Source organism: Marinobacter guineae, assembly GCF_002744735.1.
GTDB lineage: Bacteria > Pseudomonadota > Gammaproteobacteria > Pseudomonadales > Oleiphilaceae > Marinobacter > Marinobacter guineae.
The window spans coordinates 665,288-688,251 of sequence record NZ_KZ319339.1; the positions used below are offsets into that span (position 1 = coordinate 665,288).

Sequence of the window (22,964 nt, forward strand, 5' to 3'; positions counted from 1 at the left end):
CTCCTCTATCCACCCGGGGCAGGCAAGGCTGTACTGCTTAGCCGTACAGCAGCTCCGGCAAAAACAGTGCAATCTGAGCAATAAACACAATCAGCGCCAAACGCACAATATCGGCACACCAGAATGGTGTAACACCCTTGAAGATAGTGCCCGTTTTGACATCTCTCAATACTGCACTGAGCACAAAGACGTTCATACCCACGGGTGGCGTGATCAGACTGATCTCAGTCACGACAACGACAACTATGCCGAACCACACCAGATCGAAGCCCATACTCTCTACAAGTGGATAGAATACCGGCACTGTCAACAGGATCATCGACAGACTTTCAAACACCATCCCAAGCACAATGTAGATACCCAAAATTGCCAGAATCACGACAATCGGGGCCACATCCAGCGCAGTCACGAACTCCAGCAACATACCCGGCAGCCCGGCCCGGTTAATAAAGTCCGAGAAAATCAGCGCTCCAATCACCACGGCAAACAGCATCGCAGAAGTACGCGCTGTATCCGCCAGTGTTTCGAAGAGTGTGGACCAAGTAAGGCTGCGCCGGGCGAGGGCAATCAGAAAAGCGCCACCGGCACCAATGCCCGCAGCTTCCGTCGGCGTGAAGACACCCAGATAGATACCGCCCATGACGACGGTGAACAACAGCAATACACCCCAAACGCCTTTCAGCGCGCGCAAACGTTCCGGCCATTCGGCTTTCTCACCCGCGGGGCCGGCGCTGGGATCACGCCAAACCACATAACGCACCGCGACCATATACATTAGCATGCCGAGGATGCCCGGAATGAAACCGGCGGCGAACAGTTCACGGATAGAGGACTCGGTCAGCAGACCGTAAATTATCAGAATAACGCTCGGCGGTATCAGGATACCCAGAGTTCCGCCAGCAGCGATAGAGGCGGTGGCCAAAGAATCGGCATAACCGTATTTGCGCATCGGTGGCATGGCCACCTTGCCCATGGTTGCGGAGGTTGCCAGACTGGAGCCACAGATCGCCGAGAAACCACCACAGGCTACGACCGTTGCCATGGACAATCCGCCCTTGCGATGGCCGAGAAAAGCATTGGAAACATGGTAAAGCTCCTGGGCCAGGCCCGAACGGGTCACCAGGTTACCCATCAGCACGAACAACGGAATTACCGACAGGCCATAATTCTGGACCGTATCAATCACCCGGTTCGACGCCATCGACAGGGCGCCCCGCCAGCGGAAATCCATGAAGTTGTTCAGGTCCAGCCCCATCAGAAAAGCGAAGCCAAAGAAACCGACCAGACCCATGGCAAAGGCAATCGGCACCCTCAGAACCAAGATCATGAAAAGGAGAACGGCAAAGCCGGTCAGCACGACGGTCATAGAATTTTCCGTAACTGATTGGTTTATTTTTCAGGAGTGAACAGGGTGCGATAAACGCCGAGCGTTATCATGGCGGCGGCGGTCAGCCAACTCATTATGGCGATGTACTGGACGATATAACCACTGGGCATGCCGAGAAATTCCGTCACAACACCACGCCGGATCGATCTCTCGCCAAGCTCAAAGATCCGTACCCCAAGGAAATACATCGAAGAGGAAATAATCAGGGCCGAAACCAGTCCGAGAACCTTCAACACCTTTTGTCCCAGCACATTATCAAGCAGATCCACCACGATATGCCCACCCCGATAAGTGATAACCGGCATCGCCGCGAATACCATCAGGGCAAGGCCGAGCCGGGTGAGCTCAGTGGCCCCGGGAACGGGGCTGTTGAAGAGATAGCGACCGGCCACGTCCAGGCAGGTAGTCAACATAAGCAGGAAGAGAACTGACGCTGCTACAGCCTCCAGAAGAAAGACCAGCCACTTGGCTGGCCCCTTCTCGCCATAATGCCTGTTAACCCATGTAGCGAGAGACATGTGGTTACTCCTGGTGCTCACTCTCATACTCTCGGGCAATGGTCCGCAGCTCTTTGAGTGCCTGTCGGGCCTTCGGAGCACGATCAGACACACTCTGGATCCACTGTTCGTCCATGCCCTGAATCAGCTTCTGGAAGTCCTGCGCCATCTTATCCCCTTCCTTAACCCGGATGATGTTGACGCCGGCTTCCTGCGCGGCCTTCAGGCCCGCGTCATCAATGCCATCCCAGGCGCGTCCCGCCAGGGCGGAGAGTTTTTCACCCGAGACGTTCATGATCGCCTCGCGATCCTTGGGGTCCAGTTTTTCCAGGAAGTATGGGCTGATGAACATGGAAAAACTGCCGAGATACATGCCTCCGGGGAGCATGGTGACGTTGGGCGCCACTTCCTTCAGACGCAGCGTTTTCTGCTCACCCATGGGGAGGAAGGCACCATCAATCACCCCCTGCTGCATCATTTCATAGACTTTTGGGGCAGGCGCTGAAACCGCAGTCACGTCCATTCGCTTGCCAAGCTCGGTCTGGACGCCACCACCAATACGAATCTTCTTGCCCTTTATCTGGTCGAAGGAGGTAATTGGCTCAATGGAATGGATATAGCCCGGACCATGGGTAAACATGCCCAGGAGGGTCAGGCCTTCAAACTCGCCGGTGTCCATGAAATATTCATTATACACCCGCCAGAGTGCCACAGACGCTGCCTCGGCCCCCACACCCAGGCCCGGCAGCTCCACAATCTGAGGCAATTGGAAACGGCCCGGAACGTAACCGTGGTAACTGAATCCCGCGTCGACGACACCGTCCTCTACCAGTGTAAACATGGTTTTCGGGTGGCCCAGATCGCTTTCGATTTCAACCTTAACCCGTCCTTCCGTTGCCTCTTCGACCCATTTGGCCCAAGTCGGCCAGACCACGGCATTCTGTGGGTTGGTCGGCGGCAGCCAGGTCCCAACGTGTAAGGTCGTGGCGGCGAAAGCGCTGCCGGATATTGCCAACCCCAATGAAAGGATGGCGGCTTTGGTAAAGTGCTTTGTTTTTGTCATAACGGCCTATCTCCTGATTGTTTTGTAGTTATTACTTGCGTTGCCGCGGCCTGGGAAAACCCGCGGATTTTTCTGGCGCTGCCACTACACATTTGCAGCGCCTACCCCGTATCACACTCCCGTCAGTTATTTTTGAACAGTGGATGAATGTTGTTCTTGTTGAATTTGAGAACAGGGTCCAGCTCCGTCATCTCGAATGAAATCTGGCAATAGCTGGCATCAGTGACTGGCTTCATCCAGTCGCAGAGAATGTCGAAAACCCTCTCGGCGACTTCCTTTTTCAGCGCCATGTCCCGGCCATGGCCTATCTTCAGAGTCAGGTTGAGGAAGGAGAAATCTTCTCTACCATCCGCGACCCGGAAATCGTCACAACGGATAGCGCGACTACGAACGCCACCAATGGGGAAAGCCCCGGTGGAGACCATGTATTCGTGTAAACGTGAGAACAGCGACTGGAATTCCAGTCGGTCGTGGAGATTACCTGAATACTCGACGATGAAATGAGGCATAGGATGAGTCCCGGATATTAGGTTCATCGTTGTTATTGGACGTTCCCGGCAACGTTTGCGACACCGGAACTACCCAGAATCTAATTAACATATTAAGTTTTGTCAACTCGCTCCCGGAAATGAAATTCGTCGGGGGAATGAGCATTCAACAGTCCAAATCGGACCCTTGACTTACTTAATATGTTAACTAAAATAACAGGATTATCGACAGGGCCCAGCGCTCGTTCCGGACTTGAGCGACTGCAGCCCGCGACAGACCACCGCCGGTCATCCACCCGACAACAAAAAGGTGCATTGCAAGCATGTTGACGAAAGATCAGATCGAAACGGCTGCCGACCGCCTGTACGAGGCCGAGACCAGCCGCAAACAGATCCCGGCCCTGACACTCGACCACCCGGATATGACCATGGAGGATGCCTATGCCATCCAGAAGGCTTGGGTGGATCGCAAGGTGGCCGAAGGCCGCGGAGTAATCGGCTACAAGATTGGCCTGACCTCCCGTGCCATGCAGATGTCGTCGAATATCGATGAACCGGACTATGGCGTACTCCTTGATGACATGCTGCTCGAGGATGGCGCCACCATCAAGGCATCAGACTTTCTAGATCCTCGCATAGAGGTCGAACTGGCCTTTGTTCTGAAAAAGCCACTGTTCGGCGATAACGTCACGATTTTCGATGTGATCAACGCAACCGACTACATCATCCCGTCACTCGAGCTGATCGCGGCCCGCTGCCTGCGTACCGATCCCGAAACCGGCTACACACGCAAAGTCTACGACACCATCTCCGACAATGCCGCCAACGCTGGCATCGTTATGGGGGGCCGCCCCATCAAGCCAATGGACATTGACCTGCGCTGGGCCGGCTGCATGCTGTACCTTAACGGCCAGATCGAAGAAACCGGGCTCGCTGGCGGCGTTCTGGGCAATCCGCTCAAGGGCATCACGTGGGTTTGCAAGCGCTTTGCGCCGCACGGCGTTGGCCTCGAACCGGGTCAGGTCATTCTGTCCGGCTCCTTCACCCGGCCGGTGCCGGTCAAGGCGGGCGATACCGTACATGCCGATTTCGGTTCTCTGGGTGGCGTGACCCTGAACTTCGATTAAACAGACCGCACCGAGGACACGAGCATGGAACTGCCCAAGAACCGTTTCAAGCAGGGGTTGGCCGCAGGTGAAACCCAATATGGGCTCTGGCTGGGGCTGCCGGATAACAGCGCAGCCGAAATTGCCGCAGTAGCCGGCTTTGATTGGCTACTCATCGACGGCGAACATGCCCCGTTCGACCTGCGCACGATCCTGTCTCACCTGCAGGCAATCGCCCCCTACGATGTTGCCCCGATCGTGCGTTGTGTCGAGGGCAATACGGCACTCATCAAACAGCTGCTGGATATCGGAGTACAGACGCTGCTGGTCCCCATGGTAGAGGACGCGGAACAGGCGAAGCGGCTGGTGCAGGCGGTTCGCTACCCACCGGATGGCATTCGCGGTCTTGGCACCTCGCTGGCTCGAGCGGCGCGCTGGAATCAGGTGCCTGGCTACGTGAAGAAGGCCAATGACGAGATCTGCCTGATTGTCCAGGTGGAAACCGCCAGCGCCATGGACAACCTCGATGAGATCCTGGCGGTTGAGGGCGTGGACGGGGTTTTCATCGGGCCGTCCGATCTTTCCGCATCCATGGGCTATGTTGGCGACGCCGGCAACCCGGTGGTCATTGATACCATCAACAAGGGCCTCAAGACGATACGTGCTGCCGGTAAATATGCCGGCCTGCTCTGTCTCGACCCATCCCTGGCGGAAAGCTACACCCAACAAGGCGCAGATTTCGTTGGCGTTGGCGTCGATACCATGATTCTGGCCACCGAAACCCGCAAGCTGGCGCAACGCTTCAAACAGGGTGCGCCAGTTAAAGACGACAAACCTCAGGCCGGCTATTGATCAACGACGGCCGTAACAGGAAAAGGTTACTCATGACAGCAAACACCCTGGTCAGCAGCAAACTGGTCTGCGTCGCACTGAATGACAAGTCGCAGCTGGCGGCTCTGGAGGGCACCTTCAATGAAGCGCCCTACAAGAAACCGCCGACCCAGCCGGTGCTGTATTACAAGCCGCGCAATACCTGGAATGTTGATGGCGCCGAGGTGGAATGGGCAAAAGATTTTGACGGCAACGACGCCCCAGCCATGGCCGTTGGCGCCAGCCTGGGCGTGGTCATTGGACAAGAAACCTGCCGCGTCAGCCAGGCAGAAGCACTCGAATATGTCCGTGGCTACACCATCGTCTGCGATTTTTCCCTGCCGGAGGAAAGCTACTTCCGCCCCGACATCAAAGGCAAATGTCTGGACACTTCCGCGCCGGTCGGCCCGGAGATCGTCCCGGCCGACACCATCGACAATCCGGATGCCCTCACAGTCACCGTTTTCGTCAACGGCGAACGGAAAAACGTGTTCCCTTTGGCGAACATGCAACGCAGCGTTGCCGAGCTGATCAGCAAGATTTCCTGGATTATGACTCTGCAACCGGGAGAGGTCATCGCCGTCGGCTTTGCCGGTGAGCGTGTTCCGGTCGCCAAGGGAGACAGGGTAGAAGCAACCATCGAGGGTGTCGGCACCCTGACCAACACACTGGGAGGTGCCTGAGCCATGAGGCATGCACGCATCATTTTTGAGGGCCGCGAGCTCGATATCGACATTGACGCCAGCGATCGCATTACTACCACCGACGGCCAGGAGCTGAACGTGGCTCTGGATTCTGCCGACATCACCTGGCTGCCGCCGGTAAAGGAACCGGGGACCATCTTCGCGCTGGGCCTGAACTACGCCGATCACGCCACCGAGCTGGCGTTCGAGCCGCCCAAGGAACCACTGGTATTCATCAAGCACGCCAATACCCTGACCGGGCACAAACAGGTCAGCTACCGTCCCGACAACATTGAGTTCCAGCATTACGAATGTGAGCTGGTGGCGGTGATCGGCAAAAGAGGCAAGAACATCAAGCGTGAAGATGCGATGGACTATGTAGCTGGCTATACCGTGTGCAACGACTTCGCAATCCGAGACTATCTGGAGAACTACTACCGCCCGAACCTGCGGGTAAAGAGCCGGGACTCCCTGTTACCGATGGGGCCGTGGATTGTCGACCGCGATGACGTCGCAGACGTCAACAACCTGCGCCTGACTACCGAAGTCAACGGCAAGATCACTCAGGACGGCTCAACGAGGGACATGATCTTCGACATTCCCTTTCTGGTGGAATACCTGAGCAAGATCATGACCCTGAACCCGGGTGACATGATCGCCACCGGCACCCCGCACGGTATGGTCGACATGCAGCCCGGAGACACCGTGGTCTGCACCATCGAAGATATCTGCTCGCTCGAGACACGCATCGTCTCCGAGAAAGAGTACTACGGCGACAAATACTGAGCCTTCAGGAGAACCATTATGAGCGATACGCAAGCGACCAACCTGGAACGTGCCCAGCGCTACCTGGAGCGCTTCAGGAACAACACTACCGGTCACTATATCAACGGTGAGTTCACTCTGGGCAATGGCGGCAATGAGTACGATAACATCACGCCGACCGACAACAGCCCCATCGGCAAGATCATGGCCGGCTCAACCGACGACATGAATGCCGCCTGCAAGGCTGCCGAGGATGCGTTTGAAGCCTGGGCTGCCACACCGGGCGCCGAACGCAAGCGGCTCCTGAACAAATTCGCCGACCGACTTGTAGAGCGTGCCGACGAAATCGCCCTGGTCGAATCCATGGACTGCGGCCAGGCGATCCGTTTCATGAAAAAGGCAGCCGAACGCGGTGCTGCCAACTTCCGATTCTTCGCTGACAAGGCGCCGGAAGCCCAGGACGGCCTCGCCCTCCAGCAGCAGGAACACACTAACTTTACCGTACGCAACGCGATTGGCCCGGTGGGCATCATCACGCCCTGGAACACACCGTTCATGCTGTCTACCTGGAAGATCGCTCCGGCCCTGGCGGCAGGCTGTACCGTTGTCCACAAGCCGGCCGAGTTGACGCCCCTGAGTGCCTACATCCTGGCAGAGATCGCCGATGAAATTCTGCCGAAGGGAGTCTGGAACATGGTCAACGGCTTCGGCGAGAGCGTTGGCAAGCGAATGACCGAACACCCGGCAATCAAGGCCGTGGCCCTGGTAGGAGAGTCCGCCACTGGCTCCCATGTTATGCGTCAGGGTGCCGACACCCTCAAGCGCATGCATTTCGAACTGGGAGGAAAGAACCCGGTCATCGTGTTTGACGACGCCCACTTCGATCGAGCGCTGGACGCAGTTGTGTTCATGATCTATAGCCTCAACGGCCAGCGCTGTACCTCGTCCAGCCGTTTGCTGATCCAGAGTGGCATTCGTGACAAGTTCATGGCCGCACTGGAGCAGCGGGTTCGCAACCTGAAGGTCGGTCACCCGCTGGACCCGAACACCGAAGTCGGCCCACTGGTACACAAAGAACACTACGACAAAGTCCTGAGCTATTTCGATATCGCTAGAGAAGATGGCGCCAACATCGCCGTCGGCGGCAAGCGCATCACCGAGGCGAACGGCGATCTGGACCCGGCCGGCAACTACCTGGAGCCGACTCTGTTCACCGACGCAAACAGCAGGATGCGCATCGCGCAGGAAGAGATTTTTGGACCGGTACTGACCACGATTACCTTTGATACCGAAGAAGAAGCTATCGCGATCGCCAACGATACGGAATACGGTCTGTCCGGCTACATCTGGACCGAAAACACCGGTCGGGCCATGCGCATGGCCCGACACGTCGAAGCTGGCATGCTTTGGGTGAACTCCGAGAACAACCGCAACCTGCCGTCTCCGTTCGGGGGCACCAAGATGTCCGGTATCGGCCGTGACGGCGGCGACTGGAGCTTCGACTTCTACATGGAAACCAAGAACGTCTGCATCGCGCACGGCACTCACCATGTGCCGCAGCTTGGCAAGGGCTGAGTGCGGAGCCCTGGCCAAACCAACAGAACCCCGTGTCGATGCACGGGGCTCTGGTTCCGTAAAGCTTTTGCTATATTCGCCCCATGAGCGACGCCAATGATACCGAATGGATTCCCAACATCATCCTGGGACAGGACTACGACAGGCGCTATCTTGATGCGCCTATTCATTATGATGTGCTGGAAAACCTGGCCGCTTTCTATGGCCGCGACATGCCGGTGCACCGCCACGCCCAATATGTTCAGATCCACTATGTCGATCATGGCACGATCGATTTTCTTATTGACCACAAAGTCTATGAAGTCATTGGGCCCAGCTGTTTCTTTACGCCGGCGTCCACTCCCCATTCGTTCCGCACCGATCCCGGCGCCCGCGGGCACGTTCTGACGATTCATCAGTCCCTGGTATGGCAACTGATGCAAGACAATGCCAGTCGCGAAATCAATACCAGCCTCACTCAAGCAATCTGTCTGGAGCATGACCGGCTTCCTGACGAACAGAAAGCCCTGTGGAGGCGGCTCGCCCGCATCCTGGAAGATATCCAGCTGGAATGGTCCGGGAATCAGGCAGCAAAGGACCTGGCGCTGATGAGCCTGGTGCGGCTGTTACTGGTCAACCTGGCCAGGCTCTCTTTCAAACGGTCGGCCAGCAGAACCGTCAATAATGAGGACCTGCGACTGTTCCATCGATTCACCGAAATGATTGAGGAACACTACCAGCAGCAGTGGCATCTGCCCCGCTACACCGCGGAAATGGCGATTTCAGAAAGCCGGTTGAATCAGACCTGTCAGCGGATTGCCAACAGGCCCCCGAAGAAGCTGATTCACGACAGAGTGATTCAGGAAAGCAAGCGGCTGCTCATCTTCAGCAATTTTTCCAGCAACGAGATCTGCTACCAGCTTGGCTTCTCCGATCCTGCCTACTTCTCACGCTTCTTCAAGAAGCACACCGGGATGACCACCCAGCAATTCCGCAAGCAGACGGGATACTAGACATTCCTTAACACATTAATAAAATAGCCTATTACTCCTTTTGGCAACGACTAGCCGAATTCCCTGAGACCGGACGACTAAGGTTACCTATTTCATGCGCAAGTTTGATGATTCGCTTCCCCTCCGGCTACTCAAGGCCCGCGAGGCTGCCATGGGCTTTTTCCGTCCCCTGCTCCAGGAAATCCCCCTTACCGAACAGCAGTGGCGTGTCATCCGAGCGCTTAATGAATTCGAGGAACTGGAATCGAAGCAGCTGGCGGAACTGTGCTGCATTCTCAGCCCGAGCCTCACCGGAATCATCAACCGGCTTGAACAGCTGGGTTACATAAAACGCCGAAAGTCAACGGAGGATCAGCGCCGAACTCTGATCAGCCTGACCGACAAGGCCAAGAAAATGTTCGCGAGTATGAGTCCTCGCCTTGAGGCACGCTACCAGGAAATGACCGAGCGTTTCTCGCACGAAGACATGAAAGCGCTGGAGGAGCTGCTGATCAAGTTCTGTGATGTGAAGCCCTGAAGGCCCTTCCTCCGCCACCGATCTCCAGACCTGAAGGCGTTGACATTAGATAATATATTAACTAAATTATTATTTAATATGTTAACTAAATTAGGGCGGCCGGACACGTTCGCCCTCTGAGACAGTGTCGAAAATGATTGCTGATAACCCGGTGCGTACACCGTCCATCGCCCTGATGACGCTGATTGCAATGGCGAGTCCTCTGGCACTCAACCTGTTCGTGCCAGCCATGCCGGACGCGGCCCGGGCGCTGCAGACCGACGTGAGCGTGATTCAGCTGACCTTTACGGCTTACCTGTTCACGCTTGCGTTCGGCCAGTTATTGTCCGGCCCACTGGCCGACCACTTCGGCCGTCGCCCGATCCTGCTCGGGGGACTGGTCTTCCACACACTCGGGAGCCTGCTGGCTGCACTTGCACCCGATGTAACGCTCCTGATCGCCGGCCGCGTACTGCAAGCACTCGGTGGCAGTGCCGCTATGGTAATGGCACGCACGATTATCATCGACATCTATGGTCGCGAGGGAGCCTCCGCCCGCATGGGTTATGTCGTTATGGCAATTGCCTCTGCCCAGACAATCGCCCCGGCGGTCGGCGGCTTTCTGAACCTCTGGGCGGGATGGAATTCCATTTTCTATGTTTCCCTGGGCATGGGCGGCGTCGCGCTACTTGTCGCCACGCTACAGTTGCCGGAAACCTGCCGTGTGAGAAGCGAAAGTCTGCGGTTGGGGCCGGTCATCCAGCGTTACGCCAGTGTCTTCAACTCGGGGGGGTATATTGGTTATGCACTCTCCACCACCTGCATCGCCGCGGCATTCTATATGTTCGTTGGCACCGCACCCTATATCGTCGACGGCCTCGGTGGGAACTCCGCGCTGTTTGGCACCTGGTTCCTGTCAGTTTCGCTGGCATTTATGGCAGGCAGTTTCTTGTCGACCCGGTTGGCCACGCACGCCAGTATCGATCAGGTGCTGTGGTTAGGTAATGTGCTCTCGCTGACCGGCGCCCTGACACTGCTGGGCTTCACGCTTGGTAATACTCTGACCTATGCCACGCTGTTTCTTCCGATGGCGCTGGTAACTTTCGGCCGCGGATTGAGCCAACCCAATGCCCAGTCCGCTGCGATCAGCTGTTCGCCAACATCCGCAGCCACCGCCTCTGGACTGATGGGGTTCATCCAACTGTTGGCGGGCGCCGTGATTGCCCAGCTGATGCCGTTGCTGCTGGGCGAAGGCGTGCTACCGATTGCCGCTTGCATCTTCCTGGCACCTGTGGCTGCTCTCGGTGCCCACTATTACGCGATAAGTCGCCAGCGCAGCCCGGAAGCAGAGCTTGAGGTAGGAAAAACCGAAAAATGCAATTTTTAAGGTGAATACTGCATTTCCTGTTACAGAGGAGCCGAGAATAATTGAGTTACAGAAGCTGGAACCAAGCGCTGCCACTCAATATCAACAGAATGACACTGTGTAACCCGATGCACCCGAAGCTTTCAACAACAAAAGGAAACTGTCATGGGAAAACTCGCGCTTGCCGCTAAAATCACGCATGTACCATCCATGTATCTATCCGAGCTGGACGGTCCGCAGAAGGGCTTTCGCCAGGCGGCCATTGACGGTCATATCGAGATCGGCCGCCGCTGCCGTGAGCTGGGCGTGGACACCATTGTCGTATTCGATACCCACTGGCTGGTGAACGCCAACTACCACATCAATTGTGGCGCCCACTTCAAAGGTAATTATACCAGTGGTGAACTCCCTCACTTCATTTCCAATATGAAGTTCGAATATGACGGGAACCCTGAGCTTGGCAAAATTCTGGCCGCGGAATGCAATACTCAAGGCGTGGAAACACTGGCGCATGACAAGACAACCCTCGACCCTGAGTACGGCACGCTGGTACCGATGCGCTACATGAACGAAGACCGCCACTTCAAGGTAATCTCGGTCTCCGCAATGTGTACCGCGCACTACCTGAATGACAGCGCGCGTCTGGGCTGGGCAATGCGCAAGGCGATCGAAGAGCACTACGATGGCACCGTGGCGATCTTTGCAAGCGGCTCGCTCTCCCATCGCTTTGCCCAGAACGGTCAGGCACCGAAATTCGCCACCAGAACCTGGTCTCCGTTTCTCGAACGCATGGATCACGAAGTGGTTCGGATGTGGGAAAACGGCGAGTGGCAAGACTTCTGCGAAATGCTGCCCGAATACGCCGTTAAAGGTCACGGTGAAGGCTTTATGCATGACACCGCCATGCTGCTGGGCGCACTGGGCTGGTCGGAGTATGACCAGAAAGCGGAAGTACTGACACCTTACTTCGGCAGCTCAGGGACTGGCCAGATCAACGCCGTATTCCCAGTATCTCAGGTCAGCGGCGACAAGGTTCCTGCTCCGCAGGCCTCAGTCACCGAGTCTTTTATTCCCGGTTCAAGCCGGATCTGACGGTAAACCGGTCTCAGTATTAGCCGGCCGGATCCAGAAAACAAAAAGGAGAAGTAACAATGCAGTTTCACCATCACGGCTACGTATCCAGCGACCCAAGAATCGAGGAGGCATCCGGCACGGGCATTGATCGCCCCGAGACGCTACCGGATTTTGTGGATGTTCTCATCGTCGGCAGCGGGCCTGCCGGCATGATTGCCGCCGCTCAGTTGGCAAAGTTCCCGAACATCACCACACGGATCGTCGAACGGCGCTCCGGACGCTTGGAAATTGGCCAGGCCGACGGCATCCAGGCCCGCAGTGTCGAGACATTCCAAGCATTCGGTTTTGCTGGAAGAATCACCGAGGAGGCCTACCGCATTACCGAGATGGCGTTCTGGGCCCCGGACGCCGATAACCCGGCGCACATTGCCCGCTCCTCGGTGGCGTTGGATGACCCCGGCGGTAAAATCAGCGAGTTTCCCCATCTGATCGTCAACCAGGCCAGGGTCCTTGATTACTTCGCCGAGTTTGCCAAAAACGCCCCTGCCCGGCTGACTCCGGACTATGGTCTGGAATTCGTGGGCCTGAAGATTCACGACGGCGAGAACTATCCGGTCGAAGTCACACTGCGTCATACCGCGGGCGACAAAGAAGGCCAGGAATGCACCGTGAAAGCCAAATACGTCATCGGCTGCGATGGCGCTCACAGTCGTGTTCGTGAATCGATTGGCCGGAAGCACATAGGCGCGGTCTCCAACCATGCCTGGGGGGTGATGGATGTGCTGGCCACCACCGACTTCCCGGACATCCGTACCAAGTGTGCCATTCAGTCCTCAAGCGGGGGCAGTATTCTGCTCATTCCCCGCGAAGGCGGCCACCTGTTCCGGATGTACGTCGACCTCGGCGATGTCCCCGAGGATGACAACCACCAAATCCGCCAGACCACCCTGGAGACCACCATCAAGAAGGCCAACCAGATCTTGCACCCCTATACCCTGGAGGTGAAGAACTGCGCCTGGTACGCCGTCTACGAGGTTGGCCACCGGGTGACCGACAAATTCGATGACGTGCCCCCCGGCGAAGAAGACTCCCGGGCTCCCCGGGTGTTTATCACCGGTGACGCCTGCCACACCCATAGCGCCAAAGCCGGTCAGGGCATGAACGTATCCATGCAGGACGGTTGGAACATCGCCTGGAAGCTGGGCCACGTGCTCTCCGGCATCGCGCCCGAATCTCTGCTCAGTACCTATTCGAATGAACGACAGGTTGTCGCGCAGAACCTGATCGACTTCGATCGGGAATGGTCAACCCTGATGGCCAAGCCCGCCGAGGAGTTCGAGGATCCGAAAGAACTGGCGGATTTTTACGTGAAAACCGCGGAGTTTCCGGCTGGCTTCATGACCGAGTACATGGAGTCGATGATCACCGGCACCACAGAACACCAGAACCTGGCCACCGGCTTCCCAGTTGGCAAGCGATTCAAATCGGAGCGGGTAATTCGGGTTTGTGATGGCAATGATGTCCACCTGGGTCACCATGCCGCCGCCGACGGTCGTTGGCGGATCTACGCCTTCGCCGATAGCGCCCGCCCAGGGGAGGACTCACGTTTGTCCGCTTGGGCGGAGTGGCTGCTCAGCTCACCCGACTCGCCGGTTGTGAAGTACACCCCCGAGGGCTCGGATCTGGACAGCCTCTTCGACGTTAAGGTGATCTACCAACAACCCCATGGCGAGGTCGAATTCGGCCCGAAAATCCCCGCCATTTTCGCGCCAAAGGTGGGGCCCTTCCAAGTAACCGACTATGAAAAAGTCTACTCCATCGACCCGGAGGTCAACATCTTCGAAACGCGCGGTATCGACAGAGACGGGGCCGTTATCGTCGTTCGACCTGACCATTATGTTTCGCAGGTGCTCTCATTGAGTGACGTTGATGAGCTTGCCAGTTTCTTTGACGGGGCCCTGCACCGCCGTTCCCGGTGATGATAGGCATTGGATGGTATAGCAAAACGGTGAAGCTGGGCCAGTTTGGCCCAGCTTCACCGGGCCGGGCTGTAAACTAGTAAGCGATAAGCCGGACCAGAATAGCCGCCACCATCACCAGGGTGATCCACTTGACCCACTGCGCACCCTTTTCGCTCAGATTGACCCGCACCGCGATGAAAGCACCGGTAATATTGCCAAGGGCCAGCGTCAGCCCCATGCCCCATCGAACTTGATCACTGATCGCAAAAATCATCAGGGCCGGCAAGGTATAGAGCAGCACAATCGCGACCTTGAAGACGTTTACCTGGCGCAGATCAATCCGCAGCATCCTGTAAAGAACCACCAGGAACAGTGCACCAACACCGACCTGGATGAAGCCGCCGTACACACCGATCAGAAACATGGCCAAGTAGATCACAGGGCCAAGCCGGTCCGGCGTCAGCGGACGGGTGTCCAGTTTCGGTTGGGGCAGTAACATGAAGATAGACGCGCCTATCATGGCGACCACAAGCACGAACTCGAATACCGCGTCGGCTACCCAGGTCGCCACCCACGCCCCCAGCAGTGAGCCCACCACCGCCGGCACCGCCAGATGCACACTGACCACCAGGTTGCCATGTCCCATCCGATGGAAGCTACCTACCGCTGTGATGCTCTGAAGAGTAATGGCGACCCGGTTGGTACCATTTGCCACCTGCGGTGGCAATCCGAGAAACATGAGAAGCGGCAGCGTCAGCATGGACCCACCGGCGGACAGCACGTTGATGAATCCGGCAAGACCACCGAGAGCAAGCAGGGCCAGAACATCGATGACCGTCATGAATCTACCCGGGCAGCCTGAGCCAATGCCGGCGAAGCTCTGCCTCGACGAGCGCTCCAGACCAGAACCGCTACAAAAATGACCAGGCCGGCACCATCGAGCAGAATCTGCCCGTGAGGCCAGAGCATGAGCGCGCCGATCGGGAACATCACCAGGCGAACCAACGGAGGAAGTTGATGCTCAAGGTAGCCCTCAAGGCCTGCGATAATGGCGTAGATGCCAAACAGCGCAAAGCAGAACACCCGGATCATTTCGGTGAAATCCCCGGTGATGAGCGGCGAGTAGGCGAACAGCAGCGGCACGATGTAGAGCCCTTTGGCCAGCTTCCAGGCGGTAAATCCGGTTCGCATCTGCGGAGTTCCGGCAATCGCAGCCGCTGCGAAAGCGGTCAGGCAGACCGGCGGTGTCACGTTGGAATCCTGAGACAGCCAGAAAATGATCATGTGCGCTGCCACCAACACCATCGACAAGGTAGCTGGAGACAGCGCCTGCTCCAGTAACTGAGAGCTGAAAGTGTCCGGCACCACTGCCAGAAGCTGCTGGGCCGTGGCCAGGTCCATGGGCGCGTTGAGCAGCGCCATCTGGTCCGGGGCTGCCAGCATGAATATGGCTTTCGCCTGCTCCGGCAAATTGCCGTTCATTAGCAGTTCCAGCAACTGACCCTGGGCAATCAGGTTGTAAATTGCGGGCGCTGACAAGGTCGCCAGCACGATATAGGCCGCTGTGACCGGCAACCCCATACCCAGAATCAGTGAAGCCAGGGCCACCAGAAAAATGGTGATAACCAGGCTTCCACCGGCCCATTCGGTAATCATCAGAGAGAAGGTATTACCTATGCCAGTGGTGGAGACAACCATCACAATCAGGCCGACGGTGATCAGAAGAATCGCCGTTGTGGTGATGTTTTTGGCTCCCATAGCCAGGGCATCCAAAATGTCCCTGATGCCCATCGGATGCCTGGACAGCCGTGAAGCGACAATCACCGACAGAATGGCGATGCCTGCGGCGTAAGTGGGCGTAAAGCCATAGATAAGTGCGGCAATCAAAACCACCAGGGGCAGCAGAAAATGCCAGCCGTCTTTCATGACTTCTTTCAGGGAGGGCGCCTCGTCGTCTTCCAGTTTCACCGCATGACTGCGCTTGGCCTCTATCCGGACAAACATGGCCACCGAAATGAAGTACAGAAGAGCGGGCAGCGCTGCCACACCGATAATGGTCAGGTAAGACACCTGAGTGTACGATGCCATGATAAACGCCCCTGCTCCCATCACAGGAGGCATCAGCTGGCCCCCGGTGGATGCCGCCGCCTCAACGCCCGCAGCAAAACGGGCCGGAAAGCCCGCCTTGCGCATCAGGGGAATGGTGATAACACCGGTCGACACCGTATTGGCAACACTGGAGCCAGAGACCGACCCCATCAGCCCGGAAGCGAAGACCGCCACGAAGCCCGGACCACCAACAAACCGGCCGGCAGCGCAGCGGGCCAGCTCGATAATAAAGTCGCCTGCACCGGACTTGACCAGAAAGGCACCGAACAGGATAAACATGAACACGTAGGTCCAGGAAATGCGGGCGATCGAGCCAAGCATACCCTGGCCCCCGAGATAGGAACGGAACAGAACCGTTTCCCAGGACAGTCCGGGGAAATTGAAGATGCCATCAATATACTGGCCCCACCAGGCCACATAGGACAGGGCAATCATACAGAGCAGCGGGATGAACCAACCCACGGTCCGGCGAGCAAATTCCAGAATCAACGTCACGGCGGCGATAGAGACTATCCAGTCCGCAGTATTGAAGTTGACACCGCGCTGGTAAAGGTCGTCTTCAAAAATGATCAGGTAGAAGGCACAAGCCAGTGCGACCAGACCAAGCACCACATCCACCCCGAACACCACTCGCTGCCCCGTGGCCGAGCGGGCCCTCAACATCGGCGTGGTCAGGGCACAGATCAGACCAAACAGGCCAAAATGCAACGCCGATGTCCACAAAGTCGAAATGGTGGAAAAGGTGTTGAAGTACAGATGGATCAGTGCCGCAACGATAGCGAGCCAGAAAACCACCGGCCCGATCAGCCGGTGATTCAGTCGTTCAGCCGCTTCGCTGGCGCTTTCGTCGCGAACCTCCACAGGAGGTTCGCCTGTTTCCCGCTCAGCCACGGTTACTTGGCAATCAGTCGATCAGGAATGGTTAGCCCCTGCTCCTGATAAAACCGGACAGCACCCGGATGCAGCGGCAAGGGCAAACCGGCTATGGCCTTTTCCAGCGCCATAGCCTTGGTGGCGGGATGGATATTATTCAGGAACGGCAGGTTGGCGTAGATCGTTTTCGTGATCTGGTAAACATCCTCTTCGGAAACATCCGCCCGCACGGCGAGGATATTGGGCTGGGCAATCGTTTCGATCGCCTCATCCTGATTGGGGTAGGTGCCTGCCGGGATGGTATAGGGCGTCCACAGCTCGAAATCACTGTTCACTTCGGCCAATTGTTCTGCGGTGAAGTTCAGGGTGGTGATATCGCTACCCATGTTGGCATAGGCTCGGGTAACGGCGGACGCCGGAACACCTGCCGGGATGTTCATGCCATCGATATTGCCGTTCTGAAGCGCGTCTGCGCTGGGCCCGTAGCCAAGATGGGCCAGATCAATCTTGTCCAGATCAACCCCCAAATTGCCCAGGATAAAGCGTCCGGACCCCTCAGTGCCGGAGTTCCGGGCACCGATGGAAAAGCTTTCGTCGTAAAGATTGGTCATATCGGCAATGGTGCCGGTTTCCGCCAATTCTTTGGAGACCACAAAGTGTTCAACGTTTTGCCAGAGCATGGACACAGAGCGGAGGTTCTTGTAGGCCTTGGGAACCGGCCCGGTTCCGTTCCAGGCATAAGCGCCATAAAGCCCCTGAAGAATACCAAACTGAATCTGATCTTCGTCCATCAGCTTGAGATTCTCGCCGGAACCGGCAGAGCTGATGGCAGAAACGGAAATATTGGTCTTGGGCTCCAGCTTTACCTTGATCAGTGTGGAAAGGGCAACGCCCACGGGGTAGTAGGTGCCCCCGGTCGTCGCGGTGCCCATCACGTAGTTGCCTTCCGCCTGCACCCCGGAAGAAAAGGAAAAGATGGCGGCTGCCAGCACGCCCGCGGTGGATTTCAGAAATCGGTTCTTGATCATAACCCTTTGTCCTTTCGTCATTATTATCGTCCGCAACTGAGATGTAACCCTATTAAAGTAGCGGTTTGGAAGGATCTCTACCAGTTCACGAGGCCAACTCTAGACCTTGGTATGAGTCGCCACCTGCTGCGCTCAAAAATCCAGGCTCCAAACGCAACAATCCCCCGCCCGGGGCGAGGGTTTGTTGGCAGTGACAGAGCCCCTCCTGGAGCTCTGTTCCTTCTTCCGGCGCGATGCGCCTTTTTTTAACGGGTGATGTGCTGATATTCGCCAGCATCGGCAGTCACAGTGCTCACCACCAGGATGGCAATCATGGAAGCGATGAAGCCAGGAATGATCTCGTACACGCCCGGACCACCCATGAACTCTCCATTCCAGCCCAGTGAAATCCAGATGATAACGGTAGCAGCACCGATAACCATGCCTGCGATGGCGCCCGCACCGTTGGTGCGCGGCCACATAAGCGACAGGATAATCAACGGCCCAAACGCCGCGCCAAAGCCTGCCCAGGCGTTACTGACCAGCGCCAGAACCTGTGAGTTCGGATCGGAAGCAATAACCGCAGCAACCAGGCCAACCAGTACAACGCAGATCCGGCCAACAAATACGCATTCCTTGTCATTCGCCTCCTTGCGCAGGAACAGGCGATAGAAGTCTTCGGTCAGTGACGATGAAGACACCAGCAGCTGACTGGAGATGGTGCTCATGACCGCAGCAAGCAAGGCCGCATAGAGAAAACCAGTGATCAGTGGATGGAACAGCAGATTCGACAGAATGATAAAGATGGTTTCCGGATCTTCAACATCCAGTCCATTGCGAATTGCGTAAGCCCGGCCGAACACACCCAGAGAGATTGCGCCAATCAGGGAAATAGTCATCCAGCCCATACCAATGTTACGAGCAATAGGCACATCTTTCAGGGTACGGATTGCCATAAAGCGCACAATGATGTGGGGCTGGCCGAAATAACCCAGACCCCAGGTGACCGCAGACAGCCAGCCAATAAAGGTCAGGCCTTCCGTCCACGACAGTAGCGTGGGATCGACTTCATTCAGAGTCTGTGCTGCCTGGGAGTAACCGCCGCCGCCTTCGCCAAAGAGCACAACCGCGGGCATAATCACCAGCGCCAGCATCATGATGCAACCCTGTACAAAATCCGTCATGCTCACGGCAAGGAAACCACCAACAACGGTGTAAGCCAATACAACACCCAGTGTGATGACGATACCCACTGCGTAGTCGCTCAACCCACCGAAGTTGAAGATTCCGGCAAACGCGCTTTCGAACAGCTTGCCGCCAGCAACCAGACCGGACGCTGTGTAAACCGCGAAGAAGATAACGATAACGATTGCTGACACCGTGCGCAGGGAAAGCGCCTGTGTCGGAAACCGGTTAGCCAGAAAAGACGGAATGGTAATCGCGTTGCCGTAGTGAACTGTCTGTTCGCGAAGACGTGGCGCCACCAGGGTCCAGTTAAAGAACGCCCCTACCAGTAGGCCGATACCAATCCAGGCCGAACCCAGGCCCGATGCAAACAGCGCCCCGGGCAACCCCAGAAGCAACCAACCACTCATGTCCGAAGCGCCGGCCGAAAGCGCGGCCACCTTTGGACTGAGTGCTCGCCCACCCAACATGTAATCTTCGGATGAAGACGTAGCTCTGCGCATCGCATAAACGCCGATGGCGATCATGAGCGCAAAATAGAGAAATAGACTTATCCAGACACCAATAGCCATAAGGCTCCTCCGGTTTAATGAGTCGGATTAGATCCGCCCGCGATGCACAGAGCCGACCGAACGCCAGCATGCTGTACCGTTCTTCTTGTAAACCCGAATCCCATCCTGATTAGAACAAGGCAAAACACTGAGAAGGCACCCCATGAATATAGTTAACCATCCAGGGTTTGCGACAGCTGTATTGAGCAATTGCGCCAGGCGGGCCTCCAGCCGCTGTAAGTTAGTATTACTACGGACCTCAGGCTTACAAAATCCTACGATTCTTTTACAGAATCCTACGGTACTGCTCTAAACACGGACGATATCAGGCCACGTCCTCACGGAGTTGCAATCGGGAAGGTGTCGTACCCTTATACTTTCGCAGCGCATTGGTCAGTGCGCTCTGGGATGAAAAGCCAGTTCGATAACTGATTTCGGACACCGAGAGAGAGGTGGACGCAAGCAATTCAGCTGCCTGATCAAGCCGGGTCCGTAACAGGAACTGGTGAGGTGTAATGCCAGCCACTTCCCTGAAGACCTCATGGAATCGGCTGACACTCAGACAGGCTTCACCGGCCATGTCTTCAACCGTGATCTTCCGGTGGAGGTTTTTGAGGATATAACGTCGAACGGCTTCAGGACTGATGCTGTAACGATTTGGGAATTTGGCATGCCGGTCACTGATACGGTCAGCCATACAGTAAAGAATACTTGCAGCCAGATGCTGCTGAAGAGTGATGTTGCTTGGTGCGCGATCAAACTCGCCAGCGGCGAACTGGACCAGCCCCTGTAGACGGCTATCCATCTGCAGGGTTCGTGGCTTTTCGAACACCCGCATCATCCGCTCATAATCAGCATGGGCCGGTGTATTGATGGCCGGAGTCAGCGGGTCAAGATTAATGACCAGAACATGATTTTTAACATCACCGCAATAATCATGTCTGGCTTCAGTTGGAACGAAATACGCCTTCCATGTGTCGAGAAGGGACCCGTTGCCATCAACGCTCAGTTCAGCTTCTCCCCGCACCCCGACAACGATCTGATGATGTTCATGTTTGTGCTGATGAGCGGCTATTGGAAGTTTCAGAAGTTTCGAATTGAGCATTAAAACTGCCGACTTTTAATTGAGAATGTGCATCAATTAAAGCAGATCATTACAGAAAGTGCACGAATGCCGGGGCAAGCATTTGTATATCCAGGCACGTTTCAGGATGAGCCGGCGGCCCTGACCAGCCCTGTCAGAACTCTGGCAACGCTCTCAGAAACGTCCTCCAGCGGTAGTGCTGCATTAATCACATGATATCTGGAGGGCAGCGCCATTGCCCTCTCCAGATAGACATCCCGGATTCGCTGGAAGAATTCCAGGTCCTCTTGCTCAAAGCGGTCCAGTTCACCTCGTTTTCGAGCCCTGGCCATTCCGGTTTCAACAGGGGCATCCAGAAGCACGACGTGATCAGGCCGTATTTCACCCTGAACCAGGGTTTCCAGAAGGGCGATCCGTTCAACTGGCACGCCTCTGCCACCGCCCTGATAGGCAAACGTCGCGTCTGTAAAGCGGTCACACAGGACCCATTTGCCCTGATCGAGAGCCGGCAGTATGCGGTTGTATAGATGCTGCGCTCTCGCCGCAAACATCAGGAGAAGTTCCGTGGTTTCGTTAACCGGTTCATCCCTGGGCGACAGTAACAGCTCACGAATGGCCTCTGCCATGGGCGTCCCACCAGGCTCCCGGGTCACGATAAAGTCTACACCAAGACCCTTGAGCGTTCTCGCGGCATTGGCGAGCTGTGTCGACTTACCAACACCTTCGGTACCTTCAAATGTGATGAACTCTCCCCGACCATTCATCCCGCACCCCCATCATTACCAGAGGAGGTATCTTCCGGCGCCGGAGAAGACCGGTAATCCTGGCGACGGTTGAGCTGAAACTCCCGCACTGCCTTCTGATGTTCGGCGAGGGTACGGGAAAACTTGTGGGAGCCATCGCCACGGGCGACGAAATAGAGTGCATCCCCGTCATCGGGGTGCAGAGCTGCATGAATCGAATCGCGCCCAGGCAAGGCAATCGGCGTGGGAGGGAGGCCATCAATGCGGTAGGTGTTATAAGGCGTATGGGTACGCAGGTCCTTCCTGCCGATCCGACCCTTGTAGCTGTCGCCCATGCCGTAAATAACCGTGGGATCGGTCTGGAGCCGCATCCCCTTTTGCAGACGACGAACAAACACTCCGGCCACCTGATCCCGCTCCCCGGGTGCGCCAGTTTCCCGCTCAACGATAGAGGCCATGATCAGGGCTTCATAGGGGTTATCGTAGGGTAAACCCTCCTCCCGGGCCTCCCATTCCTCAGCCAGAACGACCTCCATCTTGCCGAAGGCCCGCTTCAGAATATCCAGATCGGTCTCAGTGCTTGTAAAGGCATAGGTGTCGGGGAAGAATCGCCCCTCAGGATGCTCTCCTTCAGCTCCGACGGCGGACATGATCTGCTCATCAGTCCACTCGCCCGTAACCTGCTGCATCCGATCAACGCGCCTCAGTGCTTCACGCATATCCTGAAACGTCCAGCCCTCAATGAACTGCACGTACCAATGTTTGATATCCCCCGACACCATTAGGTTGACCATGGCTTTCGGGCTCATGCCATCGAGAAACTCATAGTCACCGGCCTTGATAAGCGCCTGCTCCGGGTAGAGACGGCCGTAGAGCCTGAGCCAAAAGCTTTGCTGGACCAGCCCCTGCGACTGCAGTCTTTGAGCCACTGCGGTGAGTGTGGCGCCCTGGGGAACGTTAAAAAGCACCGGCTCATCCAGCGCCACGGGTTCGTCAAGCCCCTGAAGACCCTGCCAGACCCACAGCCCGGTTCCAGCCGAGGCCAGCACGGCAACACAAATACACGCAAGCAATAACTTCTTGAGCAAA

General features: G+C 56.5%; 21 protein-coding genes. 10 read left to right on the plus strand and 11 right to left on the minus strand.

What is annotated here, in order from left to right; translation table 11 throughout:
* Positions 1-37 precede the first annotated feature (37 nt).
* The 4 genes from CLH62_RS03015 to CLH62_RS03030 all read right to left on the minus strand — a co-directional run bounded on the left by CLH62_RS03015 (position 38) and on the right by CLH62_RS03030 (position 3,456).
* Positions 38-1,366: a TRAP transporter large permease gene (locus CLH62_RS03015; protein ID WP_099616655.1), complete on the minus strand. Its 1,329-nt coding sequence runs from the start codon at positions 1,364-1,366 to the stop codon at positions 38-40.
* A gap of 23 nt (positions 1,367-1,389) precedes the next feature.
* Positions 1,390-1,905 (minus strand): TRAP transporter small permease, encoded by a 516-nt coding sequence (locus CLH62_RS03020; RefSeq protein WP_099616656.1) that lies wholly within the window; start codon positions 1,903-1,905, stop codon positions 1,390-1,392.
* Between the two features lie 4 nt (positions 1,906-1,909).
* Complete coding sequence (locus CLH62_RS03025) at positions 1,910-2,947, minus strand: TRAP transporter substrate-binding protein (protein ID WP_099616657.1); 1,038 nt, start codon at positions 2,945-2,947, stop codon at positions 1,910-1,912.
* Between the two features lie 122 nt (positions 2,948-3,069).
* Entirely contained in the window at positions 3,070-3,456 is a 387-nt protein-coding gene (locus CLH62_RS03030) for a 5-carboxymethyl-2-hydroxymuconate Delta-isomerase (protein WP_099616658.1), read from the minus strand.
* Between the two features lie 302 nt (positions 3,457-3,758).
* Here CLH62_RS03030 and hpaH point away from each other — a divergent pair, with 302 nt between their 5' ends.
* The 10 genes from hpaH (at position 3,759) to CLH62_RS03080 (ending at position 14,341) form a co-directional block, all read left to right on the plus strand.
* Complete coding sequence (gene hpaH, locus CLH62_RS03035; RefSeq protein ID WP_099616659.1) at positions 3,759-4,562, plus strand: 2-oxo-hept-4-ene-1,7-dioate hydratase; 804 nt, start codon at positions 3,759-3,761, stop codon at positions 4,560-4,562.
* A 24-nt stretch (positions 4,563-4,586) separates the two neighbouring features.
* Positions 4,587-5,393, plus strand: a complete 807-nt coding sequence (gene hpaI, locus CLH62_RS03040) for a 4-hydroxy-2-oxoheptanedioate aldolase (protein ID WP_099616660.1) — start codon at positions 4,587-4,589, stop codon at positions 5,391-5,393.
* A 32-nt stretch (positions 5,394-5,425) separates the two neighbouring features.
* Complete coding sequence (locus tag CLH62_RS03045; protein ID WP_099616661.1) at positions 5,426-6,094, plus strand: fumarylacetoacetate hydrolase family protein; 669 nt, start codon at positions 5,426-5,428, stop codon at positions 6,092-6,094.
* Positions 6,095-6,097: 3 nt separating this feature from the next.
* Positions 6,098-6,880: a fumarylacetoacetate hydrolase family protein gene (locus CLH62_RS03050; RefSeq protein WP_099616662.1), complete on the plus strand. Its 783-nt coding sequence runs from the start codon at positions 6,098-6,100 to the stop codon at positions 6,878-6,880.
* 18 nt (positions 6,881-6,898) lie between these two features.
* The gene (gene hpaE / locus CLH62_RS03055; RefSeq protein WP_099616663.1) at positions 6,899-8,434 is read left to right on the plus strand and encodes a 5-carboxymethyl-2-hydroxymuconate semialdehyde dehydrogenase; all 1,536 of its coding nucleotides are present in this window, start codon (positions 6,899-6,901) and stop codon (positions 8,432-8,434) included.
* An 83-nt stretch (positions 8,435-8,517) separates the two neighbouring features.
* Positions 8,518-9,426 carry a 4-hydroxyphenylacetate catabolism regulatory protein HpaA gene (gene hpaA / locus CLH62_RS03060; RefSeq protein ID WP_099616664.1) on the plus strand — a complete coding sequence of 303 codons (909 nt, stop codon included), beginning with the start codon at positions 8,518-8,520 and terminating at the stop codon, positions 9,424-9,426.
* 94 nt (positions 9,427-9,520) lie between these two features.
* Entirely contained in the window at positions 9,521-9,943 is a 423-nt protein-coding gene (hpaR, locus tag CLH62_RS03065; RefSeq protein ID WP_099616665.1) for a homoprotocatechuate degradation operon regulator HpaR, read from the plus strand.
* Between the two features lie 133 nt (positions 9,944-10,076).
* On the plus strand, positions 10,077-11,309 hold the full coding sequence (locus CLH62_RS03070) for a multidrug effflux MFS transporter (protein ID WP_099616666.1): 1,233 nt from the start codon (positions 10,077-10,079) through the stop codon (positions 11,307-11,309).
* 144 nt (positions 11,310-11,453) lie between these two features.
* Positions 11,454-12,380, plus strand: a complete 927-nt coding sequence (gene hpaD, locus CLH62_RS03075) for a 3,4-dihydroxyphenylacetate 2,3-dioxygenase (protein WP_099616667.1) — start codon at positions 11,454-11,456, stop codon at positions 12,378-12,380.
* 59 nt (positions 12,381-12,439) lie between these two features.
* A complete protein-coding gene (locus tag CLH62_RS03080) occupies positions 12,440-14,341 on the plus strand; it encodes an FAD-binding monooxygenase (protein WP_099616668.1) in 1,902 nt (633 codons plus the stop codon).
* 76 nt (positions 14,342-14,417) lie between these two features.
* Here the strand turns inward: CLH62_RS03080 and CLH62_RS03085 are convergent, their stop codons facing one another.
* From CLH62_RS03085 to mltG, 7 genes are all read right to left on the minus strand, one after another.
* Positions 14,418-15,164: a sulfite exporter TauE/SafE family protein gene (locus tag CLH62_RS03085; protein WP_099616669.1), complete on the minus strand. Its 747-nt coding sequence runs from the start codon at positions 15,162-15,164 to the stop codon at positions 14,418-14,420.
* The gene (locus CLH62_RS03090) at positions 15,161-17,293 is read right to left on the minus strand and encodes a TRAP transporter permease (protein WP_228152758.1); all 2,133 of its coding nucleotides are present in this window, start codon (positions 17,291-17,293) and stop codon (positions 15,161-15,163) included. Before CLH62_RS03090 ends, CLH62_RS03085 begins: the two co-directional genes overlap by 4 nt.
* A gap of 32 nt (positions 17,294-17,325) precedes the next feature.
* A complete protein-coding gene (locus CLH62_RS03095; protein ID WP_099616671.1) occupies positions 17,326-18,333 on the minus strand; it encodes a TAXI family TRAP transporter solute-binding subunit in 1,008 nt (335 codons plus the stop codon).
* 245 nt (positions 18,334-18,578) lie between these two features.
* Positions 18,579-20,069 (minus strand): sodium/proline symporter PutP, encoded by a 1,491-nt coding sequence (gene putP, locus CLH62_RS03100; protein ID WP_099616672.1) that lies wholly within the window; start codon positions 20,067-20,069, stop codon positions 18,579-18,581.
* Positions 20,070-20,373: 304 nt separating this feature from the next.
* Positions 20,374-21,153, minus strand: coding sequence for an AraC family transcriptional regulator (locus CLH62_RS03105; protein WP_099616673.1), 780 nt, complete (start codon positions 21,151-21,153; stop codon positions 20,374-20,376).
* Between the two features lie 101 nt (positions 21,154-21,254).
* On the minus strand, positions 21,255-21,896 hold the full coding sequence (gene tmk, locus CLH62_RS03110) for a dTMP kinase (RefSeq protein ID WP_099616674.1): 642 nt from the start codon (positions 21,894-21,896) through the stop codon (positions 21,255-21,257).
* Complete coding sequence (gene mltG / locus CLH62_RS03115; RefSeq protein ID WP_099616675.1) at positions 21,893-22,963, minus strand: endolytic transglycosylase MltG; 1,071 nt, start codon at positions 22,961-22,963, stop codon at positions 21,893-21,895. The genes tmk and mltG overlap by 4 nt, the downstream gene beginning before the upstream one ends.
* Position 22,964 lies beyond the last annotated feature (1 nt).

What these genes read in the sequence shown, in the direction of transcription:
- CLH62_RS03015 (WP_099616655.1), bottom strand. Translation starts at nt 1,366, where the DNA reads ATGACCGTCGTGCTGACCGGCTTTGCCGTTCTCCTTTTCATGATCTTG.
- CLH62_RS03020 (WP_099616656.1), bottom strand. Translation starts at nt 1,905, where the DNA reads ATGTCTCTCGCTACATGGGTTAACAGGCATTATGGCGAGAAGGGGCCA.
- CLH62_RS03025 (WP_099616657.1), bottom strand. Translation starts at nt 2,947, where the DNA reads ATGACAAAAACAAAGCACTTTACCAAAGCCGCCATCCTTTCATTGGGG.
- CLH62_RS03030 (WP_099616658.1), bottom strand. Translation starts at nt 3,456, where the DNA reads ATGCCTCATTTCATCGTCGAGTATTCAGGTAATCTCCACGACCGACTG.
- hpaH (WP_099616659.1), top strand. Translation starts at nt 3,759, where the DNA reads ATGTTGACGAAAGATCAGATCGAAACGGCTGCCGACCGCCTGTACGAG.
- hpaI (WP_099616660.1), top strand. Translation starts at nt 4,587, where the DNA reads ATGGAACTGCCCAAGAACCGTTTCAAGCAGGGGTTGGCCGCAGGTGAA.
- CLH62_RS03045 (WP_099616661.1), top strand. Translation starts at nt 5,426, where the DNA reads ATGACAGCAAACACCCTGGTCAGCAGCAAACTGGTCTGCGTCGCACTG.
- CLH62_RS03050 (WP_099616662.1), top strand. Translation starts at nt 6,098, where the DNA reads ATGAGGCATGCACGCATCATTTTTGAGGGCCGCGAGCTCGATATCGAC.
- hpaE (WP_099616663.1), top strand. Translation starts at nt 6,899, where the DNA reads ATGAGCGATACGCAAGCGACCAACCTGGAACGTGCCCAGCGCTACCTG.
- hpaA (WP_099616664.1), top strand. Translation starts at nt 8,518, where the DNA reads ATGAGCGACGCCAATGATACCGAATGGATTCCCAACATCATCCTGGGA.
- hpaR (WP_099616665.1), top strand. Translation starts at nt 9,521, where the DNA reads ATGCGCAAGTTTGATGATTCGCTTCCCCTCCGGCTACTCAAGGCCCGC.
- CLH62_RS03070 (WP_099616666.1), top strand. Translation starts at nt 10,077, where the DNA reads ATGATTGCTGATAACCCGGTGCGTACACCGTCCATCGCCCTGATGACG.
- hpaD (WP_099616667.1), top strand. Translation starts at nt 11,454, where the DNA reads ATGGGAAAACTCGCGCTTGCCGCTAAAATCACGCATGTACCATCCATG.
- CLH62_RS03080 (WP_099616668.1), top strand. Translation starts at nt 12,440, where the DNA reads ATGCAGTTTCACCATCACGGCTACGTATCCAGCGACCCAAGAATCGAG.
- CLH62_RS03085 (WP_099616669.1), bottom strand. Translation starts at nt 15,164, where the DNA reads ATGACGGTCATCGATGTTCTGGCCCTGCTTGCTCTCGGTGGTCTTGCC.
- CLH62_RS03095 (WP_099616671.1), bottom strand. Translation starts at nt 18,333, where the DNA reads ATGATCAAGAACCGATTTCTGAAATCCACCGCGGGCGTGCTGGCAGCC.
- putP (WP_099616672.1), bottom strand. Translation starts at nt 20,069, where the DNA reads ATGGCTATTGGTGTCTGGATAAGTCTATTTCTCTATTTTGCGCTCATG.
- CLH62_RS03105 (WP_099616673.1), bottom strand. Translation starts at nt 21,153, where the DNA reads ATGCTCAATTCGAAACTTCTGAAACTTCCAATAGCCGCTCATCAGCAC.
- tmk (WP_099616674.1), bottom strand. Translation starts at nt 21,896, where the DNA reads ATGAATGGTCGGGGAGAGTTCATCACATTTGAAGGTACCGAAGGTGTT.